The organism is Streptomyces silvae (assembly GCF_016745505.1).
In the GTDB taxonomy this organism is placed as follows: Bacteria; Actinomycetota; Actinomycetes; order Streptomycetales; family Streptomycetaceae; genus Streptomyces; species Streptomyces silvae.
In genome coordinates, this window is sequence record NZ_JAERUC010000004.1 from 36,297 (window position 1) to 57,872 (window position 21,576).

Here is a 21,576-nt window from a genome sequence, read left to right on the forward strand (position 1 = left end):
TTGTTCCGGTCAGTTGGGGATCATTCCGCCGTCGACGGTCAGCACCTTTCCGGTGATGTACGAAGCGGCGGGCGAGGCCATGAAGACGACGGCCTGGGCGACCTCGGCGGGGGTTCCGGTGCGGCCGAGCGGGATCACCTGGAGGGCTTCCTTCAGGTGGGCCGGGGGGACCTTCTTGACCATGTCGGTGTCGATGAACCCCGGGGCGACGACGTTGACGCGGATCCCGCGCGGCGCCACCTCGTACGAGAGGGTCTTGGCCAGGGAGATCACTCCGCCCTTGCTGGCGGCGTAGTTGGCCTGGCCCGCCCGTCCGGCGATTCCGCTGGTGGAGGCGATGAGGACGATGGAGCCGCCGCTCGCGTACATCTGCTTGGTGGCCTCGCGGGCGGTGAGGAAGGAGCCGGTGAGGTTGGTGCCGATGACGTCCTGCCACTTGGCGCTGCTCATGGCCGCGAGGTGGCCGTCCGCGGTCACACCGGAGTTGAGGACGGCGACCTGGACGGGCCCCCACTCGGTGCGGATCCGCTTGAACATCGCGGTGACCTGGGCCTCGTCGCCGACATCGGCCTGGACGAGGAGGGCCTCGCGGCCCAGAGCGCGGATCTGCTCGGCGACCGCCTCCGCCTTGGCCTGGCCGGCGCGGTAGTTGAGGGCGACGTCGCAGCCCTGCTCGGCGAGCGCCAGCGCGGTGGCCGCGCCGATGCCGCGCGAGGCGCCGGTGACCAGGGCCCGGGTGCCCTCGGGGAACAGGACGCTCATGCCGCGCCTCCGGCCATGGCCGCGGTGACCCGGTGCGCGCCCGGGTCGAAGCCCTCCGCCTCGCTGCCGATGCCGTGCCGGGTGGCCGCCGCGAGGATCGTCCTGGCGACGGCCAGGTCGAGGATGCCGAGGCCGAAGGGGGAGAAGACGACGGTCCGCCCGGTCACCGGCGCCTCGGTCCGGCCGAGCACGGTCGCGATCTCCTCGTCCACGAAGCGGCGGTGCCCCACCTCCTGCTCGGCGCGGTGCAGCGAGGTCCGCTCGCGCATCACGTGCTCGATGTCGTCGACCACGTTGTAGGCGTTCAGGACGGAGTCCGTGCTCAGGTCGCGCAGCGACAGGTGCAGGATCACCTGGTCCGCGGGGCGGTCGGGGTGGGCGGCGAGGTCGAGCCAGTAGGTGGAGTCGGTGGTGGCGACGGAGACCGTGCCGGCGCGCAGCGCGTCGTCGACGTCACCGGCCACGAAGCTGAACTCCGGCCGCAGGGCCGCCATCTGGGCGGCGAAGGTGGCCGCGCGGCCGGGCACCGCGTCCTGGACGGTGACCGTGCGCAGTTCGGGGTGGACCAGCACGAGGAAGTCCAGGACGCGGCGGTTGATGGTGCCGCAGCCGATCAGCCCGGCCGTGTGCACCGGGCGGTCACCGTGCAGCGTGCGGCTCGCGAGGGCGGCCGACGCCGCGGTGCGGGACGCCGATATCTGGCTGGCCTCCAGGACGGCGGTCGGGTAGCCGGTGCGCAGGTCGTTCAGGATCTGCACCGACGAGGCGCGTTGCAGGCCCCGCTCGACGTTGGCCGGGAACGAGGAGATCCACTTCAGGCCCATGACGGGCTCGGGTCCGCCCAGGTAGGCGGGGAGCGAGATGATGCGGGAGCCGTCGTCGCCGGGCGGGCGCAGGAACCCGGAGAACGGCACCTCCGAGCGGCCCTGGCCGTGCAGCACGTACGCGGTGCGTACGGCGTCGAGTACGGCGGGGTCGAGGCCGTCGAGCGCGGCGGCGACGTCCTCGCGACCGAGGATTCTCATGGCAGGTCAATTCCTCTGCGTGAAAGATGAGTTGAGGGGGTCTGGCTGAAGCTGCGCGCAGCGCGCGCCGTCGGCGGGGCGGTCAGCCGAAACGGGACTCCACCCAGGAGTCGCTGTAGATCGTGTCGAGGTAGCGGTCGCCCCCGTCGGGGAGGATCGCGACGCAGGTGGCACCCGGCGTGATCCAGGAGGAGGCGTCCAGCAGGGCGGCCATCACGGCGCCCGACGAACCCCCCGCGAGGATCGACTCCTTCGCCAGCAGGGCGCGGCAGCCGCGTACGCAGTCCAGGTCGGTCACCTTCACCACCCGGTCCTCGAGACCGGGGCGCAGCAGCGCCGGGACCACCGCCGCGCCGTGCCCGGGGATGGTGCGGCGGTGCCGGCTCTCCCAGGGCTCGGGCGGGCCGAAGATCACGCTGCCCACCGCGTCCACCGCCACCACCTGGGTGGGCAGGCCCTCGGCGGCGATGTACTCGGCGCAGCCGCGCAGCGTGCCGGTGGTGCCGGCCGCCAGGAAGAGGTAGTCGGGGGCCTGCGGCAGCGCCTCGTGGATCTCGCGCATGGTGTGCTGGTGGGCACGGGCGTTGTACTCGTTGCCGTACTGGTTGGGCCAGTAGGCGTCGGGCACGGTGCTCAGGAGTTCCCGCACCCGCCTGATCCGGGACGGCAGGTATTCGCCGGTCTCCGGATCGCGGTCCACGCTCTCGACCGTCGCCCCGTACGCCCGCATGATCGCGGCGTTCTGGGCGGTGGTGCGCGGGTCGACGACGCAGATCAGGTCGAGCCGGTAGAAGTTGCAGAGCTGGGCCAGGGCGATGCCCAGGTTGCCGGAGGAGGACTCCACGACGGTGGAGATGCCCGGCATCAACGCCCCGGTGGACAGGGCGTGTTCGATCATGGAGCGGGCGGCGCGGTCCTTGATGGAGCCGCCGGGGTTGAACCGCTCGCACTTGCCGTAGACCTGGAAGCGCGCGGGCGGGAAGAGACGGTCGAGGGCGACCAGCGGGGTGGAGCCGATCGTCGCGATGATGTCCGGATCACGGGGACGGGCCGCGGTGGCGGCGCGGGTCGCCGCGGCGGAGGGTGCCACGGTCATTCCGGTACCTTTCTGCTGATCTGGAGCCGGAGTTCACTGACGTAGCGCTCGCCGTCGGCGTCCGTGAGCCAGGAGTCCCGCGGGTGCGGCAGCGGCTCGCTGAGGATCACGGTGGCGTCCGCGTCGAGGCGCCTGGTGCGGCGGACGAGGTTGGCGAAGGAGAGCACGAGGGTGGGGCTGGTGAAGTCGACCAGGGACGGCTTCGTCTCCTGCGGGAACTTCACGAAGGCCTGGTCGGGCAGTCCGCTCGCGCGCAGCCAGCGCCGTACGGCCAGGTAGTCGGCCGCCCGGTCGGGCTTGGCGGCGAGCGGGATCTCCCCGGCCAGCATGCGCCAGGTCTCCCGGAACAGGACGAGCCCGTCGAGGGTGACGCGCGGGGCGTGCGGCCGGTCGAGGCCGATCTTGAAGGCGTCCGCGGCGATGATCGACACCGGTACGGCGAGCAGTTCGGCCATGCTCCACTCGCGCCCGCCGGGCGTGGTGGCGGTGACCGTGCCGTCCCGCTCGGCCAGGGTGATCGCGCCGGCCGGGTCGATCCGGGAGCGGTCGTCGAACGGCGCTCGGGTGAACCCGATGAGCCGGTCGCCCGCACCGATGGGGGCGGGCACCATGCGGCCGCTGTTGCGCTTCCAGTCGACCGGGAGCAGCGGCACCAGGCGTGGTGCGCCGATCGCCGCGTTCACCTTGTCGCGCAGCGAGTCGTCGTCACTGGTCCAGTCGAGGAACGGCAGGTCGCAGGTGGCGAGGCAGGCGTGCAGCTCGCCGAGGACGACGGTCAGCTCCCCGTCCGCCCCCCGGACCACCTGGAGGTCGGGGCTGTGCAGGGCGAGATGGGGCGAGCGGACCGGGCCGGTGGCGAAGACGGCGCGCGCCCGCCGCTCGATGTCGGGCACCCGCAGCGCGACCGGCTCCGCGCCGGCCGGGCCGAGATCGAGGACCTCTCGCCACTTGCGGGCGAGTTCGCTCGTCGCGGTGTGCACCGGCCGGGCGCCGTCACCGCCCCAGAACAGGCCGAGCACCTGCGTCCACACGTCGGCGAGGGTGACGGGGGAGCGCCGCGCCGCGGCGGCCCGGACGAAGCCGGCCACCTCCGCCTCGACCAGCTCCACCAGGCGGTTGCCGAACCAGTCCGCCGCGTCGGCCACCAGGGCGAGCGGCCGGGCGATCCCGTCCAGGAAGCCGGTGCCGACCTCGACCCGGCAGTCGCGTACCGCGTCCTGGTAGCAGAGGGTGCGGCCCGCGTACGCCTTGCCCTCGTCGCGGGACGCGTCGAGTCCGGTCGTCCGCACGAAGTACGTGTCCAACTCGTCGAGCCGTGCGGCGAGTTCGTCAGCGGTGGTGGCGGCGTCGATGGCGTCGCGGTGCCGGTCGAGCCGGGTGAGGACGGTCTCGAAGCGGACGAAGAGCTCGGGGTCGGCGACGGCGGCGACCCGCCGTCGCAGGATCCGCTCGGCCCGCACGTCGACCGGGATGTTGGCGTCCCAGGTCAGCACGCGCTGCTTGAGCAGCCGGGTGAGGATCTTCTCGACGCGGGGCCGTGCGCCGTCGGCGTCCCAGCCGTCCTCGCGTACGAGGGCCTCGGTGATCGCCGCTCCGTTGCGCTCCCCGTCCGCGTGGGCGAGGACCTGCCGGTCCTCCGGGCGCAGCCGCGTCACGCGTCCGCCCGGCAGCAGCAGCCGGTCCCCGTCGAGGTGGACGTCGGGGCGCACCAGCGGCGGGAACCACCAGCGGGCGCCGGGCTGGGCGGCCATCCAGTCGGCGACGGCGGCCAGCGCCCAGCGTTCGAAGTACGTACGGCTGCGCGCGACCAGCCGCTCGCCGTGGTCCACGGCGAGACCCCCGGGCGCCCGCCCGACGGACATCCAGGCGGCAGGACCGAAGAAGCCGATGGTCTCGGCCTTGGCGCAGTAGCGCAGCCAGTACATGGCCAGGGTGCGCTCCCGCTGCTTGCGCTTGGACTCCTTGCCCGTGCCGGCGGCGAGCGCGTCGAGCACGCGGTAGACGGTGCGGTTCTGCCAGGCGATGGCCGTACGGACCTTCTCGTCGCCGGCGAGGACGGCCAGGCGGTGCGTTTCGGCCGCGCTGTCGGCGAGGTAGGCGGCGGTGAAGCCGTCCTGGTCCCCGCGGTCGGCCGCGGCGGCCGCCGCCGGACCGCCGAGCAGGCCGAGTCCTGAGGCGGGGAAGCCGGCGCTGCGCAGCAGTCCGACGCCCCACATGTGCCACTCGCTGTCGCCGAGGCGCCGGGTGGGCCGGAAGTCGGCCCAGTCGTGCTCGCGCAGCGCTTCTCGGGTGCTGGTCACGCGGCCCGCCTCCCGAGGTCGGGGCCGGTGCCGGACTCCGCGCCTCGCAGCGCCGCCGCGAGCCGGGCGACCCCCTCGGGGATGCGCTTGCGCGGGACGTTGCTGAAGCAGAGCCGCAGCGCGTCGCCGCACTCCCCGTCGAGCCCGAAGTGGCTGCCGGGGACGAAGGAGACGCCCTGCTCGGCCGCGGCGAGCGCGAAGCGGCCGGTGTCGGCGCCGCCCTCGTGCCGCAGCCACAGGTAGAAGCCGCCTTCCGGCCGCCGCCAGCGCCAGGGCCCCTCGGTGCCCAGCTCCTTCTCCAGCGCGTCGGCCATCAGGCCGCACCGCTCCCGGTAGCGCTCGCGGTAGGCGTCGATCAGGCTGTCCCAGCCACCGCGGGCGTGGAACGCGGCGAGCGCGGCCTGGGCGAACGCCGACGGCGACAGCGCCATCACCTCGGTGGTGCGGCGCAGCCGCTCCGCGACCGGCTCGGGCGCGGCGATCCAGCCGCAGCGCAGCCCCGGCGCGAAGACCTTGGAGAAGGTGCCGAGGTAGACGACGTTCTCCGGGTCGATGCCCTGGAGGGTGGGGACCGTGCCGCCGTCGAAGCCGAGCAGCCCGTACGGGTTGTCCTCGACGATCAGCAGGTCAAGTTCCCGTGCCGCGTCCGCCAGTTGATGGCGCCGCTCGACGGAGAGGGTGGCGCCGGTGGGGTTCTGGAAGGTCGGGTTGCAGTACAGCATCCGCACCTGCTGCCCGTCGGCCCGCAGCCGGGCCACGGTCGCCCGCAGCGCCGACGGGTCGAGCCCTTCGGCGTCCTCGGGTGCCCCGTGCAGCCGCAGTCCCGCCGTACGGAAGGCGGTGGCCGCGCCCGGGTAGGCGGGGGTCTGGCACAGCACGGTCTCCCCGGGTGCGGCGAGGCCGAGGCCGAGGGCCAGCAGCCCCATCTGGGAGCCGGCGGTCGGCACCAGGTTCGCGGCGCCGGTGCTGCCGCCCTCGCGGGCCATCAGATCGGTGATGGCGGGGACGAGGGCCTTGGCCACGTGCGGGGTGCTGTACTGGAGCGCGATCCGGCCGCCGAGGCGGGTCAGCCGGGCGAACTGCTCGGAGAGCTCCTTCAGGGGCAGCAGGTCGAGGTCCGGCAGGCCACCGGCGAACGAGATCAGATCACCGCCCCGTTCGAAGAGCTGCGGCATCTCCGCCGCGGGTCTTATGTCGGTCCACATGGCGGTCAGCTCCCCGCCGACGCGTTCGCGCCGGTCGCCAGCTGCTCGTGCACGAGCTTCAGCAGGCCGGCCGACGAGGTGAGCGAGAGGTCGGCGAGCACGTCGGGATCCAGCTCGACGGCGAATCTGTCCTCGACGGCCATCACCAGGGCGACGGTGTGGAGCGAGTCCACGCCGAGGTCCACGAGCGGCATTTCGGAGTCGGTGACCTGCACGGCGCATATCTCCTCTACGAGCTGGTCAAACTGCGACTGGTCCACGGGAGCTCCCTGTGAGTGCGGCGGGGACGGGGGTGGCAGCCGTGGCGACGGCTGCGGAGGGTGCGGCGGCGGCCCCGGCCAGGAGCAGCAGGGCGACGGCCGCGCGGTCGGGCTTGCCGTTGGCGGTCAGCGGCACGGTGTCGATCGGGACGATCCGGTCGGGAAGGCGGGCCGGGTCCAGGTGGCGGGCGAGCGCCGTACGGACCTCGTGCGGGGCGAGATCCGTCCGTACGGCGAGCAGCAGCGGGGCGCTCTCGTCGGCGGGGCGCGGGGCGACGGCGGCGTACACGCCGGGGACGCGCTCGGCGGCGAGCTCGATCTCCGACAGGCTCATCCGCACACCACGCCGTTTGACCATGTCGTCGTCGCGGCCGACGAAGTACAGCAGACCGTCGGCGTCGAGCCGGCCCTGATCGCCGGTGTGCAGCTCCAGGGAGCCGTCGGCGCGGCGCACGTAACGGCTCTGCCGCTCCAGCGGGACCCCCCAGTACCCGGCCATCACGGTCTCGCCCTCGACGACGATCTCGCCGGCCTCACCCGCCGGCAGGGTCCGCCCGTCCGGGCCGATCACCCGTATCCGGGCACCGGGGATGGCGCGGCCCACCGAGTCGGGGTGCCGCTCGTAGAGCGCCGGGTCCAGGATCGAGATGCGCTTGCACTCGGTCATCCCGTACATCGAGGCGAAGACGGAGCCCGGGAAGGCGTCGAGCAGTTCGCGCATCACGGCCGGGCTGGGCCGGGCACCGGTGTTGGTGAACAGCCGGACCCGGGTGGCGCGGCGCAGCTTCCTCTGCAACAGGCCGAGGATCTGCGCGAGCGAGGGCACCAGCGGGATGACGGTGACGCCGTGGCGCTCGATCACCCGGATCAGTCCGACGTCGCCGTCCCGGTCGGCGAGCACCAGGGACGAGCCGGTCAGCGTGCACAGCAGGACCTGGTAGAGGCCGTAGTCGAAGGAGAGCGGCAGCCGGCACAGCACCACGTCGTCGGCGCGGTAGCCGAGGCCCGCCTGGACGGCGCGGGCCGCGGCGAGGATCTGCCGGTGCGGGCAGACGACGCCCTTGGGGCGGCCGGTGGTTCCGGAGGTGTAGATCAGCAGGGCGACCGCGTCGTCCGCGACCTCGGCGGTGGTGTGATCGGCGGGCGTCCGCGCCATCTCCCGCGCGGCCCGCTCCACCTCCACGGTCGTCCGGGCGGCGGCACCCGCGGTGGGCGGGCAGACGGCGAGGGTAGCCGTGCAGTCCCGCACGATGTGGTCGATCTGGTCGTCCGTGAGGTCGGGGTGCACCGGTACGAACACCGCCCCGATGCGGAACGCGGCCCACAGGAGGGCGAGGAAGGTGCGGTCGCCGCCACCGGCGTAGACGACGCGGTCACCCGCGCCCACGCCCTGACCGCGCAGCCAGCCGGCCGCCCGGTCGGTCCCTTCGCCCAGTTCGGCGTAGGTCAGCGGGCCTGTGGCGTCGACGAGGGCGAGGTGCCCGGGGCGCTCGGCCCGGGCACGTGCGAACAGCTCAGACACCGGCATGGACGAGGTCCTCCTTCCAGGCGGCCGCGGCACCGATCCGGGCGCGCACCTTGTCGAGGTCGCGGGGTGCGGTGACGCAGACGACGGCCAGCTCGGGGAGCTGGCGCTTGAAGATGCCCGCGAGCGTGCGGGCGGGCGGCAGACAGACCGTCACCTCGGGTGCGATCCGGCCGAGCGTCTCCAGGCACAGGTCCCAGCGCACCGGCTTGACCACCTGCTCGACCAGGCGGCGGCGGATGTCGTCCGGTTCGCGGACGACCGCGCCGTCGGCGTTCGACAGGAGGGCCCCGGTCGGCCGCCGGAACGGGGTCCGCTCGGCCGCCGCGGCGACGGCCCGGCGCGCGGACTCCATGTACGGGGTGTGGAAGGCGCCGGCGACCTGGAGCCGTTTGACGGTGGCGGAGGGCGGCGGGGCGGCGGCGAGCCGCTCCAGGTCCTCCGTGGTCCCGGCCGCGACGATCTGTCCGGGGCCGTTGAACGTGGCCGCGTGCAGGCCCAGTTCGTGGATGCGGCCGAGTACGTCGGCCTCCTCGCCGCCGACCACCGCCGCCATCGAGGTGGGGGCCTCGGCGCAGGCCGCGGCCATCGCCCGGCCACGCACCGCGGCCAGCCGCACGGCGTCGGCGGGGGCGAGCGCTCCGGCGTACACCGCCGCGGTGAGCTCCCCGACCGAGTGCCCGGCGGCCACCAGCGGGCCGTCCGGCTCGGCCCTGGTGAGTGCCTCGTGGGCGAGGAGCCCGGCGGCGACCAGCAGCGGCTGGGTGTTCTCGGTACGGGCGATCTCCGCGGCCGGGGCCTTGCCGCCGAGGTGCACGAGGTCCACGTCGGCGGCCTCGGACCAGGCGCGCAGCCGCTCGGCGTGCACCGGGTCGCGCAGCCAGCCGGACAGCATGCCCGGGGTCTGGGAGCCCTGCCCCGGTACGACGAATGCGTACATGAGTTCGAATCTCCTTTCGTAGGGGTGTCGGTGACCGGTGCGGGGGCCCGGTGGCGAGGCGGAAGGTCGGGGGGAGGAAAGAGGGAAAGCGGTCTGCGCGGGCCTCAGTTACGGCCGGTGCTCTTGCGGAAGCGGCGTACGGCCATGAAGGAGAAGGCCGCGAACCAGGCGACGGTGTTGACCACCGCCATCGCGAGGCTGGAGTGCTCACCGCTGAACGCGTAGCCCTCGGTCAGGCTGTAGCGGGCGAGCGTGGAGACGCCGAACATCGGCGAGTAGCGGGAGATCTCCAGCATGGTGCCGGACAGCGGGATGAAGAGATTGCCGAGGAAGGCGAGCGCGGTCATGGTCAGACCCGGCATGTGCATCACGGTGTCGGGCTTGAGGGCGAGACCCAGCGTGATGCCGAGCGCGGCGAAGACCGCCGAGCCGAGCCAGGCCACCAGCAGGGACGTCACCCAGACCGTGGCCGTGGCCTCCACCCCGGTGAACACACCGAGCACACCCACCACGGCCACCGGCACGGCGGCCATGACCACGGAGGACAGCACCTTGACGAGGAGGTAGCCGGGAGGGGCGAGCGGGCTGAGCGCCATGGTGCGCATCCAGCCGGACGCCTTCTCCACGGAGATGGTGGCCGCCGAGCTGACCGCCGCGGTCGCCGCTCCGTACACGGCGATGCCGGTCATCATCCAGGCCGCGAAGTTGCCGTGCGGGAGGGTGGCGCCGTCGGGCGCGGTACGGAACAGCGCCAGGTAGAGGACGGCCGGCAGCAGCAGCGTGAAGATCGTGGTCTGCCGGTTGAAGCGGCGGCGCAGCTCGTAGCCGATGAAGACGGAGTTGACGCCACTGAACGGCGAGGTCCGCTCCTCGCGGATGGCCGAGGCGGCGCTCATCGGTTGTCCCCTTCGGTGCGGTTCTGGTGGGTGAGGGTCATGAACGCCTCTTCGAGGCTGCGCGGAGTGACCTCGATGTCGGCGGCGGAGGTCTGCTCGATCAGCAGGCGCAGCAGCGCGTCGGAGTCGGTGGTGTCGAAGTGGTACCGCCCGCCGCGCGGGGTGCACGAGCGGACCAGCGGGGACTCCGCGAGGGCGGCGGCGCTCCGCTCGCTGATCCGCGCCGACACGGTGCGCCCGCTGAGAGCGGACCTCACGTCGGACACCGAACCGTCGACGACGACACGGCCGCGGTCGATCATCACCACCCGGTCGGCGAACCGGTCCGCCTCCTCCATGTAGTGGGTGGCGAACATGACCGTCATCCCGCGCTCCGTGTCCTCTCGGACCGTGGCCCAGAAGTCCCGCCGGGCGACGACGTCCATGCCGGCCGTCGGCTCGTCGAGGACCAGCAGCTCGGGCCCGGAGAGCAGGGCGAGGGCGAACCGCAGCCGCTGCTGCTCGCCGCCGGAGCACTCCGCGACGCGGCGGCCGCGCAGCTCGTCGAGTCCGGCCCGGGTCAGCACCGCGTCGACGTCGGCGCCGCGGTGCAGCGAACCCAGCATCCGTACGGTGGCCTCGACGGTCAGGTCGGGCAGCAGCCCGCCCGTCTGGAGGACCGCGGCGACCTGCCCGGAGCGCACCGCCTGCCGCGGCTCGCCTCCGAACAGCCGCACCGAGCCCTCGTCGGGCCGCGTCAGCCCGAGCAGCATGTCGATAGTGGTCGTCTTCCCGGCACCGTTCGGTCCGAGGAAGGCCACGATCTCACCCCGCCGGATGTTCAAGTCGATGCCGTCGACAGCGGTGAACTGCTCTCCCTTGGCATCGGTGAACCGCTTCACGACCGAGCTGAGCCGGACGGGATCCGAGGACGACACCTCCTCGGACACCGGGCGTGGTCGGGTTTCGATCATCTTCGAGTCCTCACGATCTGGGCGGGGGTGGCCTGGCAGAAGCCACTCTCCCGGGACCGCCTATCCGCCCCTGCCCGCCGATCTATCCGGCCGCTATCGGCATGCGGAGATGCCGGATGGCCGAGGCGTGGCCGCCGCGGGCCGCGGGGCCCGGGTGTGTCTCCCTGGCGGATGGGACACGCGGCCGGCCGACGGGAACCGTCGCCGTGACCGAGGGGCGGTCAGGCCGTCGGGCCGGGCGCCGGGCGGGCCGCACAGCGGCGGATGGCCCAGCGGCGGGCCGCCCACACGGCGCCGCCGAGGAAGAAGCCATAGAGGGACACCAGCCCGTGGCCGTTGTCCTGGGCGAGCCACATCGCGAGGCCGAGCGACGGTGCGCCGGCCGCCAGGGCGATCTCCTTGGGCAGACGGGGGGCGGGCGACGAAGGCGAGGGCCAGGGTGGCACCGAGAAAGTAGGTGGCGCCGGAGATGCCCGCGAAGTTACGGGGGTCGGTGCCGGCTCCCCCGCCGATGCCGAGCAGGGCGTCGAGGCGGCCGGGCAGCAGGATGCCGGCGAGGAAGAAGGCGAGGGCGAGCGGGCCGCCCCAGTACCACTGGGCGAGCGCGGCGACGGCGGCACCGAAGCACTCGCCGCCCTACCGCCCGCCGCCCCCTGACAGGACCGCATCGCGACCCAGGCCTCCGCCTTGCGCCTGAGCATCAAACAGCATCCCGGCGGCGCCCAGCTTCTCGCCGAGAGCCCCGGCACGCTCAGCACCGGCGCTCTCTCCCTGATGGGACGTCTGCTGCGTACCCTCCTCGACGCCGGCATGCCCGCCGGCCACTGCGCCGTCGCCGCCGACACCCTCCTCAGCCACGTCACCGGCTTCGTGCTCCAGGAGCAGAACCAGCCCGACGAGCCGCCGCCGGTGACCGCCGAGCGCTACGCCGAACTGTCCGAGCGGTTCCCGCTGCTCATGGGCCCGTCGATGCCACGCCTGAGCCAGGACGAGAAGTTCACCCGGAGCCTCCGGCGGCTCTGCGCCGGCTTCGCGACGCCCGCCTGAGCGTTCGAGCGGGCCGCGTTCTACGCGTCGGAGAGCAGCGGGTCGTAGAGGGTCGAGCGTCGGCGGCCCGACATGAAGGAGAGGAAGTCCCGTACGAACGCGCTGCGGGAGTACCGGCCTTCGGCGTCCGCCACGGACCGCCCGAAACCCCTCCTGAACAGGGCGCGGTACTCCTCGGCGTCGATGAACTGGTTGCCGTCGGCGTCGGCGGCATCGAAAAGGGTCTCGGCGACCCTGATCAGCGCCGGACCTGCCAGGGACGGGGCCGCGGCCGCGTACTCCTCCTCACTCACCCGGCCGTCACCGTCGACGTCCAGAGCCGCCTGGAGCTCCCTCCACCAGGCTGCGAACGCGTCGTACAGCCGGGTCTCCTCCGGCTCGTCCAGGTCGAGACGGGAGCAGAGTTCCCGTGCCATGGCCGCGAGGTCGGGCCAGTCCAGATAGCCGTCCCCGGTCTGGTCCAGCACCTCCGTGAAGAACGCGCGGGCACTGCGCCGGTGCTCGGTCCCGCCCGTAGCGTCCTCCTGGGCCGGTACCGGTGCGATCAGCCGGAACAGCGCACCGGCCCGCTTCATCCGGCCGCGCAGGGCGGCGAGCCTCTCGGCACCGGGGCCGTCGCCGTCCGGCGACAGGTGGAGCAGACCGACGACGTTCTCGGTCTGGAGCCAGTTGTCGGGCAGGGCCCCGGCCAGGCGGGCCGCCATGTAGGCGCTCTGCATCAGGGTCTGGGCACCGGGGACCTCCGGCAGCCCCGCCCGGCGACGGAACGCCTCGGGGAGGGAGGCCACGGTGATGGTGCCGATGACCGGCCCTGCCAGCGCACGGCCGGTCGCCCAGACCGTGGGCAGGCCGGCGAACAGCGGCGGCGCCGGCAGGTGTTCGAAGAGCTTGAAGAGGATGATGCGCAGCGCCTCCGTGTTCTGCAGTTCCTCCGCGACCATGCGGTCGTAGTACTGCCAGAACTCGGGCAGGGTGGACGGGAGGTGGCCCTCCTCGTCCCCCAGGGCGGCCAGAAAGGCCCGGAATTCGGCGTAGAGCCGCTCCATGGTGGTCTGGCCCAGAGGCTGTCCGCTCAGCCGGCACATGGTCACGGAGCTCTCGAAGAGCGTCGCGACCACCCATGCCCGCACCTCGGGGTCCATGGCGTCGTACGGGCGGTTCCTCGCGTCCGTGCCGCTCAGCCGCCTGTGCAGACGGTTGAGCCGCGCCGCCTCCCGCTGCCGGATCTCCTCGTCGGCTCCGAACATGCGCTGGAGGCTCACGAGGGTGTTGCGCAGCCGCCGCCACGGGTGCACCACGAAGGAGGAGTTGTCGGCCAGCGCCGCGCCGATCTGCGGGTGGGCCGCTTCCAGCACCGTGGCTCTGACGACGGCCAGCGCCCAGCGGGGATCGTTGAAGAAGCGGTGGAACTCCGACCCGGGGCCGAAGAGGGATTCGCCGGGCGTCCCGGGGGTCTCCGGGCCGGGGGCGTCGCACGGGCCCGTGGCGCCGGGGCCGCTCCGCGTGCAGTGACTGCTGTCCGTGTCCTTCACCTGTGGGGCTCTCCGTTCGCTTGCGGTGTCACACCGCCGAAGCGGCGGTCGCGGCTTCGGTAGTCGTGCAGGCACTCCAGGAAGTGCGGCGCACGGAAGTCGGGCCAGAGCACCGAGGGGAAGGTCCACTCGGCGTAGGCCACCTGCCAGAGCATGAAGTTGGAGATGCGCTGTTCGCCGGAGGTACGGATGACGAGGTCCACGTCAGGCGTGTCGGGGACGGGCAGATGTGCGGCGAAGCACGCCTGGTCGACGGCCTCGGCGGGCACTCCGGCGCGGATGAGGGACCGTGCCGCGGCGACGATGTCCTGGCGGCCACCGTGGTCGAACGCCACGGTCAGCGTCATGCCCCGGTTGTTCTCGGTGAGTGTCATCAGGTCGGCGAAGTCCTGGGCCAGCGGAGCGGGGATCCTGGGATCCCCGGCTCCCAGGAACCGGCAGCGGATGCCGCGTGCGTACAGCAGCGGCGCGTGTTTGCGCACCACCCGGCGCACCAGACGCATGAGGAAGTCGATCTCCTCGTCCGGGCGTCGCCAGTTCTCGGTGGAGAAGGCGTACAGGCTCAGCCACTCGACCCCCGCCGACCGCGCCGCCTCGATGACGTCGATCACCGTCGTCTCCGCCGCCCGGTGTCCCGAGGTACGGGGCAGGGAGCGCTGCTGCGCCCACCGGCCGTTCCCGTCCATCACACAGGCCACGTGGCGGGGCACCGGGCGCTGCGGTTCCTCGCCGGACGGGCGGCGTGGCTGTACCGGGACAGCCGGTACGGCGGAGTTCTCCGGCTGCGTGCCGACGCCGCCGGCCGGCTCACTCGTCGCAAACCGGCCGGATGGCCCTGCTCCCGTGGATGCCATCGAAGCGCCCCCTTCGACTCGCGGCTTCGGGCTTCGCCGGGGCCGGGCCCCGGCTGCGGAGGCCACGGCCGACGGCCGGCGCGTACCCCCCGTTGCTCCTCGCCTCCAGCAGAGTGCCGGTCCCGGGCCCCCGGCGTGCCGTGATGCCCGCATATTCACCCGTAGCACGTCAGTCGGAGGGGAGTATGAGGCCGGGACACTCCGGTGGCGTCCGCGATGAGTTCTCGCCGCCCGTGCAGTCTCATTGCTGACGCCAGGCCCTGAAGGAGGAAGCACGTGGAACAGCTGCTGAGAGTCCAGAACTTCACCGTCTCCACCGACGGTTTCGCCGCCGGTGAGCACCAGAGTCTGGAGAGGCCCTTCGGTGACGCCGATCCCGGTGCCCTGATGTTCTGGGCCGGTGCCACGGCGAGCTGGCCCAATCGCACCGATCCCGGGGGGAGCCGCGGTCTCGACGACTACTTCACGCGGGACTTCACCCACAACATCGGCGCGGAGATCATGGGGCGCAACAAGTTCGGGCCGGAGCGCGGGCCCTGGGAGAACGAGGAGTGGCGTGGCTGGTGGGGCGACGAACCCCCCTTCCACACCCCGGTGTTCGTCATGACCCACCATGAGCGCCCGTCGTTCGCCCTCTCCGACACCACGTTCCACTTCGTCGGCGGCGACCCCGCCGACGTCCTCGAACAGGCGCGGGGGGCGGCGCAGGGCAAGGACGTACGGCTCGGGGGCGGGGCCACCACCGTCCGGCAGTTCCTCGACGCCGGGCTCGTCGACACCCTGCACGTGGCGGTCGCGCCGGTGAAGATCGGAGCCGGGGTACGGCTCTGGGAGTCCCCCGACGAGCTGCTCGACCGGTACCACCTGGAGGTCGTGCCCAGCCCGAGCGGAGTGACGCACCACCTCTTCTGGCGCAGGTGACACCTCTCTCGGAGAGGCGGAGCCGTCCGGTAACTGCCGTGCGGGGGCAGGGATTCCGGCTGGCATGGTGCTCCGCCTCCCCGGAGCGCAGGGCTGTGACCGGCACCTACAACCATCGGTCGCAGCCGTGAGTCTGGTCCCGTAGCGGGCCGGTCGTACGCCTCGTACGACCGGCCCGGGATGCCTACTCACCGCGAAGGAACGCTCACTGATGCTTGCACGGCACCTCATGCGCACGGCGGCCGTCTCACTGGCTCTGGCCTCCACCCTGCTCACCGCGGGCGGGGCCGGAGCGGCCGAGGTCACCGGCTGGGAGGTGTCCCTCTCCGGGGACAGCCCCGCCGGATCCCTGATGTCCGTGTCCTCCGTCGACGACGATCTCGCGTGGGCCGTCGGCCGCAAGGACGGCCACGGCGTGATCATGCGCTGGGACGGCGAGCAGTGGGGCGAGGACACCGCTCCGGGGATGCCCGACGTCTGGCAGTGGTCGTCGGTCAGCGCCGTGGCCGCCGACGACGTCTGGGCCTACGGGACCCTGGTCAGGGACCAGGTGCTCGCCCACTACGACGGCGAACGCTGGAGCCGCGTCGCCACCACCGGGCCCTCCGACGACTCCTGGCCCGAGGTGCCGATCGACGCCGTCCCCGGACGGCTCTTCAAGGGCGGCAACGCGCTCTACACCTACTCCGGCGGTACGTGGAAGACCTTCGCGCTGCCCCGGCTCGTCGACATCCGGGACATCGACGCGATCTCCGCGGACGACGCCTACGCCACGGGCATGCAGTACCCGGTGAAGGGCGGCCACCCGGTGACGTACCACTGGGACGGCGACACCTGGACGCTGATGGATGAGCCGCCCGTGCCCTCGGGGACCGAGACCGACAAGATCGCGGCCGTGTCACCGGACAACGTCTACGTCGCCGGATGGGCCACCGGGCCCGATGCCGACCCGCCCGTACCGAGCGTCACGCACTGGAACGGCACCGCCTGGGAGGACGTCACGGGGGAGCTCGCCGACCTGTACCTCTACGCGATCGCTCCCGACGGGCGGGGCGGGCTCTGGGTGACGGGCAACGACCAGGCCGAACCCGCCCACTCCGAGGCGCTCTTCTGGCACTTCGACGGCACCACCTGGACCAAGGAGGCAGGGGCACCGGCTCCCGACGGCGACACCCGGTGGCCCTCGTACACCTTCTACGACCTGGCCCCGGCCGGCGGATCCGGTGCATTCTGGGCCGTCGGCGACTACTCGACGCCCATGGACGCGCACGGCGACCAGACGGTCAACGGCCTGATCGAGCGGTCCACGGCTCCCACCGGCACGGTGGCCGGCAACTGACGAGCGGCCGCGCCCGCTGCCGGTCACGGCTGCGGGCGCGGTCGGGCGGCTCGTCGTCCCGCCTGGCCGGAGGGTGCTTCAGGCCGCGAGGGACACGCTGGTGCCAGGTGCGGCGCCCGGGTAGGCGTCGACGATCAGGTTGAGCTGACGCTGCATGTACCAGACGTTCAGGCCGAAGACGAACGTCAGCCACATGCTCGTGGCGGGGCTGCACGTCACCGGCAGTCCGGCCGCGCCCTGGGCCTCCGCGATGGCCCTCCCGGAGTTACGGAAGGAGATCAGCGGAGCGATCAGGGTCCAGCCCAGGAAGATCAGGACCAGCACGCTGCCCCCGGGCTTCAGGTCCTGGCGCCGGTCGAACTCCTGAATCTCCTTGTGGATCTTGAAGTACCAGACCAGCTGGTAGATCCCGAGAGTGATGAGCGTCAGGCCGAGCCACACCGCGACGGGCCCGCGGCGCTTCATGGCCAGTCCTGACAAGGAGGCCGCGCCCGGACCTGGAGAGGCCGGGACGGGGACGGTGCTGGGTTGCGTATCGGCCATGTGAGGCGCTCCATCTGCTGGTTCTGGTTCAAGCTGGAGCAGCATGGCAGCAAGTGAAGGCTGCGTGAAGGTAGTTGAGCTGACCTTGACAGGCCGTCACTCTGCTGTGATCAAAACGAGCGCCGATCCATCCCGACGGCCCTACAACCATCCGGGTCCGCCGCGAGTCCGCCCCCGTCCCCGGCGGTCACCGCCGCCGGGGCGCAGGACTCAGCGCAGTTCCTGGATGCGGATCTGGTTGCCCGCCGGGTCGCGGAAGGCGCAGTCGCGGACGCCGTACGGCTGCTCGGTCGGCTCCTGGATGACCTCCGCGTCGCCGGCCTGCAGCTTCTCGAAGGTGGCGTCGAGGTCCTCGGTGGCCAGGAGGATCCAGCCGTACGTGCCCTTGGCCATCATCTCGACGACGGTACGGCGCTCGTCCTCGGTGATGCCCGGATCGGCGGCCGGCGGCGCCAGCAGGAGGGAGGTGTCGGGGCGGCCGGCGGGGCCGACCGTGATCCAGCGCATCGTGCCGCTGCCGACGTCGCTGCGGACTTCGAAGCCGAGGGTGTCGCGGTAGAAGGCGAGGGACGCGTCCGGGTCGTCGTGCGGGAGGACGCTCGTGTGAAGGGTGATGTCCATGCCGGTCACGCTAGCGGCGGCACGGGGCCGCGGGCTTCTCGATTCCTGATCGGTCGGGTCACCTGTTTCGCCACGCACGGCGGTACCCCCGAGGCATCGCTCGCCGCCTGGCGCCGGTAGGTGCTGGGCGGCATACCGACCAGCTCCGTGAAGCGTGTGCTGAAGGTCCCGAGCGACGCGCAGCCGACCTCGAAGCAGACCTCCGTGACGCTGAGGTCTCCCCGGCGCAGCAGCGCCATAGCCCGTTCGATGCGCCGGGTCATCAGGTAGCCGTACGGGGATTCGCCGTACGCGAGCCGGAACTGGCGGCTGAGGTGTCCCGCCGACATGTTCACGCCCCGGGCGAGCGCCTCGACGTCCAGCGGCTGCGCGTACTCCCGGTCCATCCGGTCACGGACGCGGCGCAGCAGGGCCAGGTCACGCAGGTGCTGTGCCTCGGTGGGTCGGCTCGTCACGTGCGCGATCGTGCCACGGCGGGGCGGGGTTGCCCAGGGGCTTGCCCCCAGTGGCCCGGCGCCCCAGTGGCCCGGCGCCCCGGTCGCCCGGTCGTTCCGTACCTCCGGGGCTCAGTGACTCAGTGCGCAGGCTTCTCCCACGCGAAGCCGTCCGGGTCCGTGAAGGGCCCGATGTCGCTGCCGAGCGCGATCCGGTGCGACCCGGTGCCCTCCGGCGGGACCCCGGCGTCCTTGGCCAGGGCGCGGCGGCCGTAGAGCGCCAGGGTGACGGGGCTCGACGGCGTGTCGAACTCGACGTACTTGCGGCCGAAGCTCTTTCCCACGGTGAGCCCCTGGCCGGCGTAGAACCGCTTGCTCGCCAGTACGTCCTCGGCTCCCAGCAGGAGCACGAAGCGGTCGATCTCGCGGGTGGCCGGGCCCTTGTCCTTCTTCGCCGAGGTGGCGATCTTCCAGAGCGTCCCGTCGGGGGCCCGTACGACGCCGCCGTATCCCCAGAGCGACTTCGTGGCCGGCTTCACCGTGGAGGCGCCGGCGTCGAGGGCGGCGTCGATGAGGCCGTTGACGGTGGACGGCTGGGCGACCGTGAGCGACAGCGTGAAGCCGCGGAAGCCGGTGGACGGCTCCTGCGACGCCCGTACGCGCAGTTCGGGGCCCAGGCCGAAGGCCGCGGCGTAGAAGTGTTCGGCGGCGGTGGGGTCGGCCACCTCGAGGGTGACGGATGCGATGGAAGCCATGGAACGACGGTATGGCGGCCCCGCGATGCGCGCTTCTCGATTCCTGACCGGTTCCCGGCCGGCTCGGGGTGGTCCCTGTACGACCCCGGGCAGAGGCCCCCCGGCCGGAGCTCCCGCCGCAGGTCAGGGCGGTGCGGGGGCTCCGGTACGGGACGCCGGCCTCAGGCCGCCGCGGGGGCCTCGTCGTAGTAGCCCTTCCCGAGGTCTTCGAGGAGGGTGGGGCCGGTCGGCCGCCAGTCCAGCAGCTCGCCGGTGAGGGCGTGGGAAGCCGCCGCGTCGTGGGCGAGGAAGCCGCTCAGCCAGGAGAAGTGCTCCGCGGCGTCCGCCGGGGCGACGGACACCGCCGGGACGCCGAGCCGGCGGCCGATCTCCTCGGCGATGTCACGGAGCGCGACGCCCTCCTCCGCGACCCCGTGCAGCACCGAGCCGGCGGGCGCCTTCTCGGCCGCCAGCCGGAACAGCCGCGCGGCGTCGAGGCGGTGGACCGCCGACCAGCGGTTGGTGCCGTCGCCGACGTAGCCCGAGACCCCCTTGGCGCGGGCGATGCCGACCAGGGTCGCCAGGAAGCCGTTGTCCCCCTCGCCGTGGCAGATCGGGAGCCGCACCACGCTCGGCCGGACCCCGCGCGAGGCCAGGGCGAGGGCCGCCTGGGCCGTGGCCGCCCGCACCGAGGGCGGCGAGTCGTCGATCACGGGCATGTCCCGCTCGGTCGCCGCCCGCCCGGCGCCGAGCCCGGCGAAGCCCGAGGCGATGACGAGGGGACGCCCGGTGCCCGCCAGCGCGTCGCCGAAGGTGTCCACGGCACGGCGGTCGGCCTCGGCGGCACCCCGGAAGTCGCCCGAGAAGGCGATGTCGTGCTTGAAGGCGAGGTGGATCACCCCGTCCGACGCCGCGGCCGCGTCCCGCAGGACGTCCAGGTCGTCGACGGTGCCGCGGACCGCCTCGGCCCCGGCCCCGGTGAGCGCGGCGGCGGAGGCGTCGGAGCGGGCGAGCCCGGCCACCTGGTGGCCGGCGTCGATGAGCTCGGGAACCACGGCGGAGCCGACCCAGCCGGACGCGCCTGTCACGAAGAAACGCATGAGGAACTCCCCAACTGTCGAGTCGATGGCGATCGATGGCGCATCCATGGCCATCGATGACACATTCGATGTCAGTTACTGACATCGACAGTACCAGCCGAAGACAGTCACTGTCATCACGTAGGATCGACGTATGGGTAGATGGGAGCCGAACGCGCGCGGGCGCCTGGCGGAAGCGGCGTTGGAGCTCTACAGCGAGCGCGGCTTCGAGCAGACCACCGTGGCGGAGATCGCCAAGCGGGCCGGGCTCACGGAGCGGACCTACTTCCGGCACTACGCCGACAAGCGCGAGGTGCTGTTCGGCGGTTCCGAGCTCCAGGACCTGCTGGTCGAGGTGATCGCCGGCGTACCGGAGTCCACGGCTCCCATCGACGCGCTGGCGGTGGGCCTGGAAGCGCTCGCCGAGGTGTTCGACGAGCGCCGGCCGTTCGCGCGGAAGCGGCAGGCCGTGATCGCGGCGAACCCGGAGCTCCAGGAGCGCGAGCTGATCAAGCTCGCCTCGCTGTCGGCCGCGCTCGCCGACACCCTGCGCCTGCGCGGAGTCCCGGAGCCGGCCGCGAGTCTGACCGCCGAGGTGGGGGTCGCCGTCTTCAAGGTCGGATTCGAGCGGTGGATCGCGGCGTCCGACGACCGCCCCATGGCGCCGGTCATGCGGGAACTGCTGGACGGGCTGAAGGCCGTGACGGCGGGCGGGGACGGCGCGTAGGAGGCTCCGCCGACCCTCAGCTGCCGAAGGTGAGGTCCCGGGTCACCCGGTCCGCCGACGCCAGCAGGTTCGCGCGGACCTGGCTGGTGCGGTACATCCGGTCCGCCCGGAAGGAGACGCCGAGCGACCCCAGCGTGCCGCCCCGGTAGACGGGCACCGCGATGCACACCGTGCCGAGGTCGTACTCCTCGCGGTCCATCATCACCGGCGCAGGCAGCGATTCGAGCTGCCTGATCAGCTCCTCGCGGTGCGTGATCGTGCGGGGGGTGAGGTCGGCGAGGGTGTGCCGCGAGAGGTACTCCCCACGCGCCTCCTCGTCCATCTCCCGCAGGACGCACTTGCCGAGTGCCGTGGCGTGCCCGGCGTCCTGGAATCCCACCCAGAGGTCGACCCGGGGGGTCTGCGGGCTGTCGACGATCTCGGCGATCCTGATCTCGCCCTCCTCGTAGAAGGTGAGGTACGCGGCGGCCGACAGATCGTCGCGCAGTGCGGCGAGGGCCGGGCGGGCCAGCCCGGCCAGTCCCTGCGCCGCGTGGTTGCCGTGCGGCACGTCCCCCAGCACGAAACTGCCGTCGTCGAGCCTGCGGAGATAACCGTCCCGGGTGAGCGCCCGCAGCACCTCCAGGGCGGTGTCCGGAGGCAGCCCCGCCCCGCGCGCCAGCTCGTTCGCGGGCGCTCCTCCCGCGTGTGCCGCCACGGCCTCCATCAGGCGGAACGCGTGCTGCACAGCGGCTATCGGTGTGTGGCCCGCTCGGTCACCCATGCCACAAGCTTGGACCCGGG

At 72.6% G+C, this 21,576-nt stretch carries 23 protein-coding genes; 4 read left to right on the top strand and 19 right to left on the bottom strand.

Going from position 1 to position 21,576, the window contains the following annotated elements; genetic code table 11:
• Positions 1-9: 9 nt before the first annotated feature.
• The 11 genes from fabG to JKV81_RS00520 all read right to left on the bottom strand — a co-directional run bounded on the left by fabG (position 10) and on the right by JKV81_RS00520 (position 11,408).
• The gene (fabG, locus tag JKV81_RS00470; RefSeq protein ID WP_129264705.1) at positions 10-762 is read right to left on the bottom strand and encodes a 3-oxoacyl-ACP reductase FabG; all 753 of its coding nucleotides are present in this window, start codon (positions 760-762) and stop codon (positions 10-12) included.
• The gene (gene sbnB, locus JKV81_RS00475; protein ID WP_202074694.1) at positions 759-1,787 is read right to left on the bottom strand and encodes a 2,3-diaminopropionate biosynthesis protein SbnB; all 1,029 of its coding nucleotides are present in this window, start codon (positions 1,785-1,787) and stop codon (positions 759-761) included. Before sbnB ends, fabG begins: the two co-directional genes overlap by 4 nt.
• Before the next feature lie 82 nt (positions 1,788-1,869).
• The gene (gene sbnA, locus JKV81_RS00480) at positions 1,870-2,883 is read right to left on the bottom strand and encodes a 2,3-diaminopropionate biosynthesis protein SbnA (protein WP_124278025.1); all 1,014 of its coding nucleotides are present in this window, start codon (positions 2,881-2,883) and stop codon (positions 1,870-1,872) included.
• Positions 2,880-5,183 (bottom strand): lantibiotic dehydratase, encoded by a 2,304-nt coding sequence (locus JKV81_RS00485; RefSeq protein ID WP_202074695.1) that lies wholly within the window; start codon positions 5,181-5,183, stop codon positions 2,880-2,882. Before JKV81_RS00485 ends, sbnA begins: the two co-directional genes overlap by 4 nt.
• On the bottom strand, positions 5,180-6,388 hold the full coding sequence (locus JKV81_RS00490; RefSeq protein ID WP_164493747.1) for an aminotransferase-like domain-containing protein: 1,209 nt from the start codon (positions 6,386-6,388) through the stop codon (positions 5,180-5,182). The genes JKV81_RS00485 and JKV81_RS00490 overlap by 4 nt, the downstream gene beginning before the upstream one ends.
• Before the next feature lie 5 nt (positions 6,389-6,393).
• On the bottom strand, positions 6,394-6,648 hold the full coding sequence (locus tag JKV81_RS36480; RefSeq protein ID WP_129264702.1) for an acyl carrier protein: 255 nt from the start codon (positions 6,646-6,648) through the stop codon (positions 6,394-6,396).
• Positions 6,629-8,176 carry a class I adenylate-forming enzyme family protein gene (locus JKV81_RS00500; protein WP_129264701.1) on the bottom strand — a complete coding sequence of 516 codons (1,548 nt, stop codon included), beginning with the start codon at positions 8,174-8,176 and terminating at the stop codon, positions 6,629-6,631. Before JKV81_RS00500 ends, JKV81_RS36480 begins: the two co-directional genes overlap by 20 nt.
• Positions 8,163-9,113 (bottom strand): ACP S-malonyltransferase, encoded by a 951-nt coding sequence (locus JKV81_RS00505; protein WP_129264700.1) that lies wholly within the window; start codon positions 9,111-9,113, stop codon positions 8,163-8,165. Before JKV81_RS00505 ends, JKV81_RS00500 begins: the two co-directional genes overlap by 14 nt.
• A gap of 104 nt (positions 9,114-9,217) precedes the next feature.
• Positions 9,218-10,009 (bottom strand): ABC transporter permease, encoded by a 792-nt coding sequence (locus tag JKV81_RS00510; protein ID WP_124278020.1) that lies wholly within the window; start codon positions 10,007-10,009, stop codon positions 9,218-9,220.
• Complete coding sequence (locus tag JKV81_RS00515; RefSeq protein ID WP_202074696.1) at positions 10,006-10,962, bottom strand: ABC transporter ATP-binding protein; 957 nt, start codon at positions 10,960-10,962, stop codon at positions 10,006-10,008. Before JKV81_RS00515 ends, JKV81_RS00510 begins: the two co-directional genes overlap by 4 nt.
• Before the next feature lie 221 nt (positions 10,963-11,183).
• Positions 11,184-11,408 (bottom strand): hypothetical protein, encoded by a 225-nt coding sequence (locus tag JKV81_RS00520; RefSeq protein WP_202074697.1) that lies wholly within the window; start codon positions 11,406-11,408, stop codon positions 11,184-11,186.
• Between the two features lie 220 nt (positions 11,409-11,628).
• On the opposite strand from JKV81_RS00520, the gene JKV81_RS00525 reads away from it, so the two are divergent.
• Positions 11,629-12,009, top strand: coding sequence for a TetR/AcrR family transcriptional regulator C-terminal domain-containing protein (locus tag JKV81_RS00525; RefSeq protein ID WP_307820471.1), 381 nt, complete (start codon positions 11,629-11,631; stop codon positions 12,007-12,009).
• A 20-nt stretch (positions 12,010-12,029) separates the two neighbouring features.
• Here JKV81_RS00525 and JKV81_RS00530 read toward each other — a convergent pair whose 3' ends face one another.
• Entirely contained in the window at positions 12,030-13,541 is a 1,512-nt protein-coding gene (locus JKV81_RS00530; protein WP_202074699.1) for an oxygenase MpaB family protein, read from the bottom strand.
• Complete coding sequence (gene uppS / locus JKV81_RS00535) at positions 13,538-14,251, bottom strand: polyprenyl diphosphate synthase (RefSeq protein WP_261988134.1); 714 nt, start codon at positions 14,249-14,251, stop codon at positions 13,538-13,540. Before uppS ends, JKV81_RS00530 begins: the two co-directional genes overlap by 4 nt.
• Before the next feature lie 420 nt (positions 14,252-14,671).
• Here uppS and JKV81_RS00540 point away from each other — a divergent pair, with 420 nt between their 5' ends.
• Entirely contained in the window at positions 14,672-15,316 is a 645-nt protein-coding gene (locus JKV81_RS00540) for a dihydrofolate reductase family protein (RefSeq protein ID WP_202074700.1), read from the top strand.
• 211 nt (positions 15,317-15,527) lie between these two features.
• On the top strand, positions 15,528-16,655 hold the full coding sequence (locus tag JKV81_RS00545) for a hypothetical protein (protein WP_202074701.1): 1,128 nt from the start codon (positions 15,528-15,530) through the stop codon (positions 16,653-16,655).
• Positions 16,656-16,733: 78 nt separating this feature from the next.
• On the opposite strand, the gene JKV81_RS00550 is transcribed toward JKV81_RS00545, so the two are convergent.
• From JKV81_RS00550 to JKV81_RS00570, 5 genes are all read right to left on the bottom strand, one after another.
• Positions 16,734-17,120: a DUF4234 domain-containing protein gene (locus JKV81_RS00550; protein WP_236054836.1), complete on the bottom strand. Its 387-nt coding sequence runs from the start codon at positions 17,118-17,120 to the stop codon at positions 16,734-16,736.
• 288 nt (positions 17,121-17,408) lie between these two features.
• Positions 17,409-17,819: a VOC family protein gene (locus JKV81_RS00555; RefSeq protein WP_202074703.1), complete on the bottom strand. Its 411-nt coding sequence runs from the start codon at positions 17,817-17,819 to the stop codon at positions 17,409-17,411.
• Positions 17,820-17,824: 5 nt separating this feature from the next.
• Positions 17,825-18,274 (bottom strand): helix-turn-helix transcriptional regulator, encoded by a 450-nt coding sequence (locus JKV81_RS00560; protein WP_124278012.1) that lies wholly within the window; start codon positions 18,272-18,274, stop codon positions 17,825-17,827.
• Positions 18,275-18,393: 119 nt separating this feature from the next.
• Positions 18,394-19,008 carry a VOC family protein gene (locus tag JKV81_RS00565; protein WP_202074704.1) on the bottom strand — a complete coding sequence of 205 codons (615 nt, stop codon included), beginning with the start codon at positions 19,006-19,008 and terminating at the stop codon, positions 18,394-18,396.
• A 161-nt stretch (positions 19,009-19,169) separates the two neighbouring features.
• Positions 19,170-20,087, bottom strand: coding sequence for an SDR family oxidoreductase (locus JKV81_RS00570; protein ID WP_202074705.1), 918 nt, complete (start codon positions 20,085-20,087; stop codon positions 19,170-19,172).
• Between the two features lie 133 nt (positions 20,088-20,220).
• Between JKV81_RS00570 and JKV81_RS00575 the strand changes: the two genes are divergently transcribed.
• Positions 20,221-20,793 (top strand): TetR/AcrR family transcriptional regulator, encoded by a 573-nt coding sequence (locus JKV81_RS00575; protein WP_202074706.1) that lies wholly within the window; start codon positions 20,221-20,223, stop codon positions 20,791-20,793.
• A gap of 16 nt (positions 20,794-20,809) precedes the next feature.
• Here the strand turns inward: JKV81_RS00575 and JKV81_RS00580 are convergent, their stop codons facing one another.
• Positions 20,810-21,556: an IclR family transcriptional regulator gene (locus JKV81_RS00580; RefSeq protein WP_129264691.1), complete on the bottom strand. Its 747-nt coding sequence runs from the start codon at positions 21,554-21,556 to the stop codon at positions 20,810-20,812.
• Positions 21,557-21,576: the final 20 nt, after the last annotated feature.

Coding starts and splice junctions, on each gene's coding strand:
- JKV81_RS00515 (WP_202074696.1), bottom strand. CDS start 10,962: ATGATCGAAACCCGACCACGCCCGGTGTCCGAGGAGGTGTCGTCCTCG.
- JKV81_RS00545 (WP_202074701.1), top strand. CDS start 15,528: ATGCTTGCACGGCACCTCATGCGCACGGCGGCCGTCTCACTGGCTCTG.
- JKV81_RS00565 (WP_202074704.1), bottom strand. CDS start 19,008: ATGGCTTCCATCGCATCCGTCACCCTCGAGGTGGCCGACCCCACCGCC.
- JKV81_RS00505 (WP_129264700.1), bottom strand. CDS start 9,113: ATGTACGCATTCGTCGTACCGGGGCAGGGCTCCCAGACCCCGGGCATG.
- JKV81_RS00570 (WP_202074705.1), bottom strand. CDS start 20,087: ATGCGTTTCTTCGTGACAGGCGCGTCCGGCTGGGTCGGCTCCGCCGTG.
- JKV81_RS00580 (WP_129264691.1), bottom strand. CDS start 21,556: ATGGGTGACCGAGCGGGCCACACACCGATAGCCGCTGTGCAGCACGCG.
- sbnB (WP_202074694.1), bottom strand. CDS start 1,787: ATGAGAATCCTCGGTCGCGAGGACGTCGCCGCCGCGCTCGACGGCCTC.
- JKV81_RS00550 (WP_236054836.1), bottom strand. CDS start 17,120: ATGAAGCGCCGCGGGCCCGTCGCGGTGTGGCTCGGCCTGACGCTCATC.
- JKV81_RS00555 (WP_202074703.1), bottom strand. CDS start 17,819: ATGGACATCACCCTTCACACGAGCGTCCTCCCGCACGACGACCCGGAC.
- JKV81_RS00510 (WP_124278020.1), bottom strand. CDS start 10,009: ATGAGCGCCGCCTCGGCCATCCGCGAGGAGCGGACCTCGCCGTTCAGT.
- JKV81_RS00500 (WP_129264701.1), bottom strand. CDS start 8,176: ATGCCGGTGTCTGAGCTGTTCGCACGTGCCCGGGCCGAGCGCCCCGGG.
- fabG (WP_129264705.1), bottom strand. CDS start 762: ATGAGCGTCCTGTTCCCCGAGGGCACCCGGGCCCTGGTCACCGGCGCC.
- sbnA (WP_124278025.1), bottom strand. CDS start 2,883: ATGACCGTGGCACCCTCCGCCGCGGCGACCCGCGCCGCCACCGCGGCC.
- JKV81_RS00490 (WP_164493747.1), bottom strand. CDS start 6,388: ATGTGGACCGACATAAGACCCGCGGCGGAGATGCCGCAGCTCTTCGAA.
- JKV81_RS00575 (WP_202074706.1), top strand. CDS start 20,221: ATGGGTAGATGGGAGCCGAACGCGCGCGGGCGCCTGGCGGAAGCGGCG.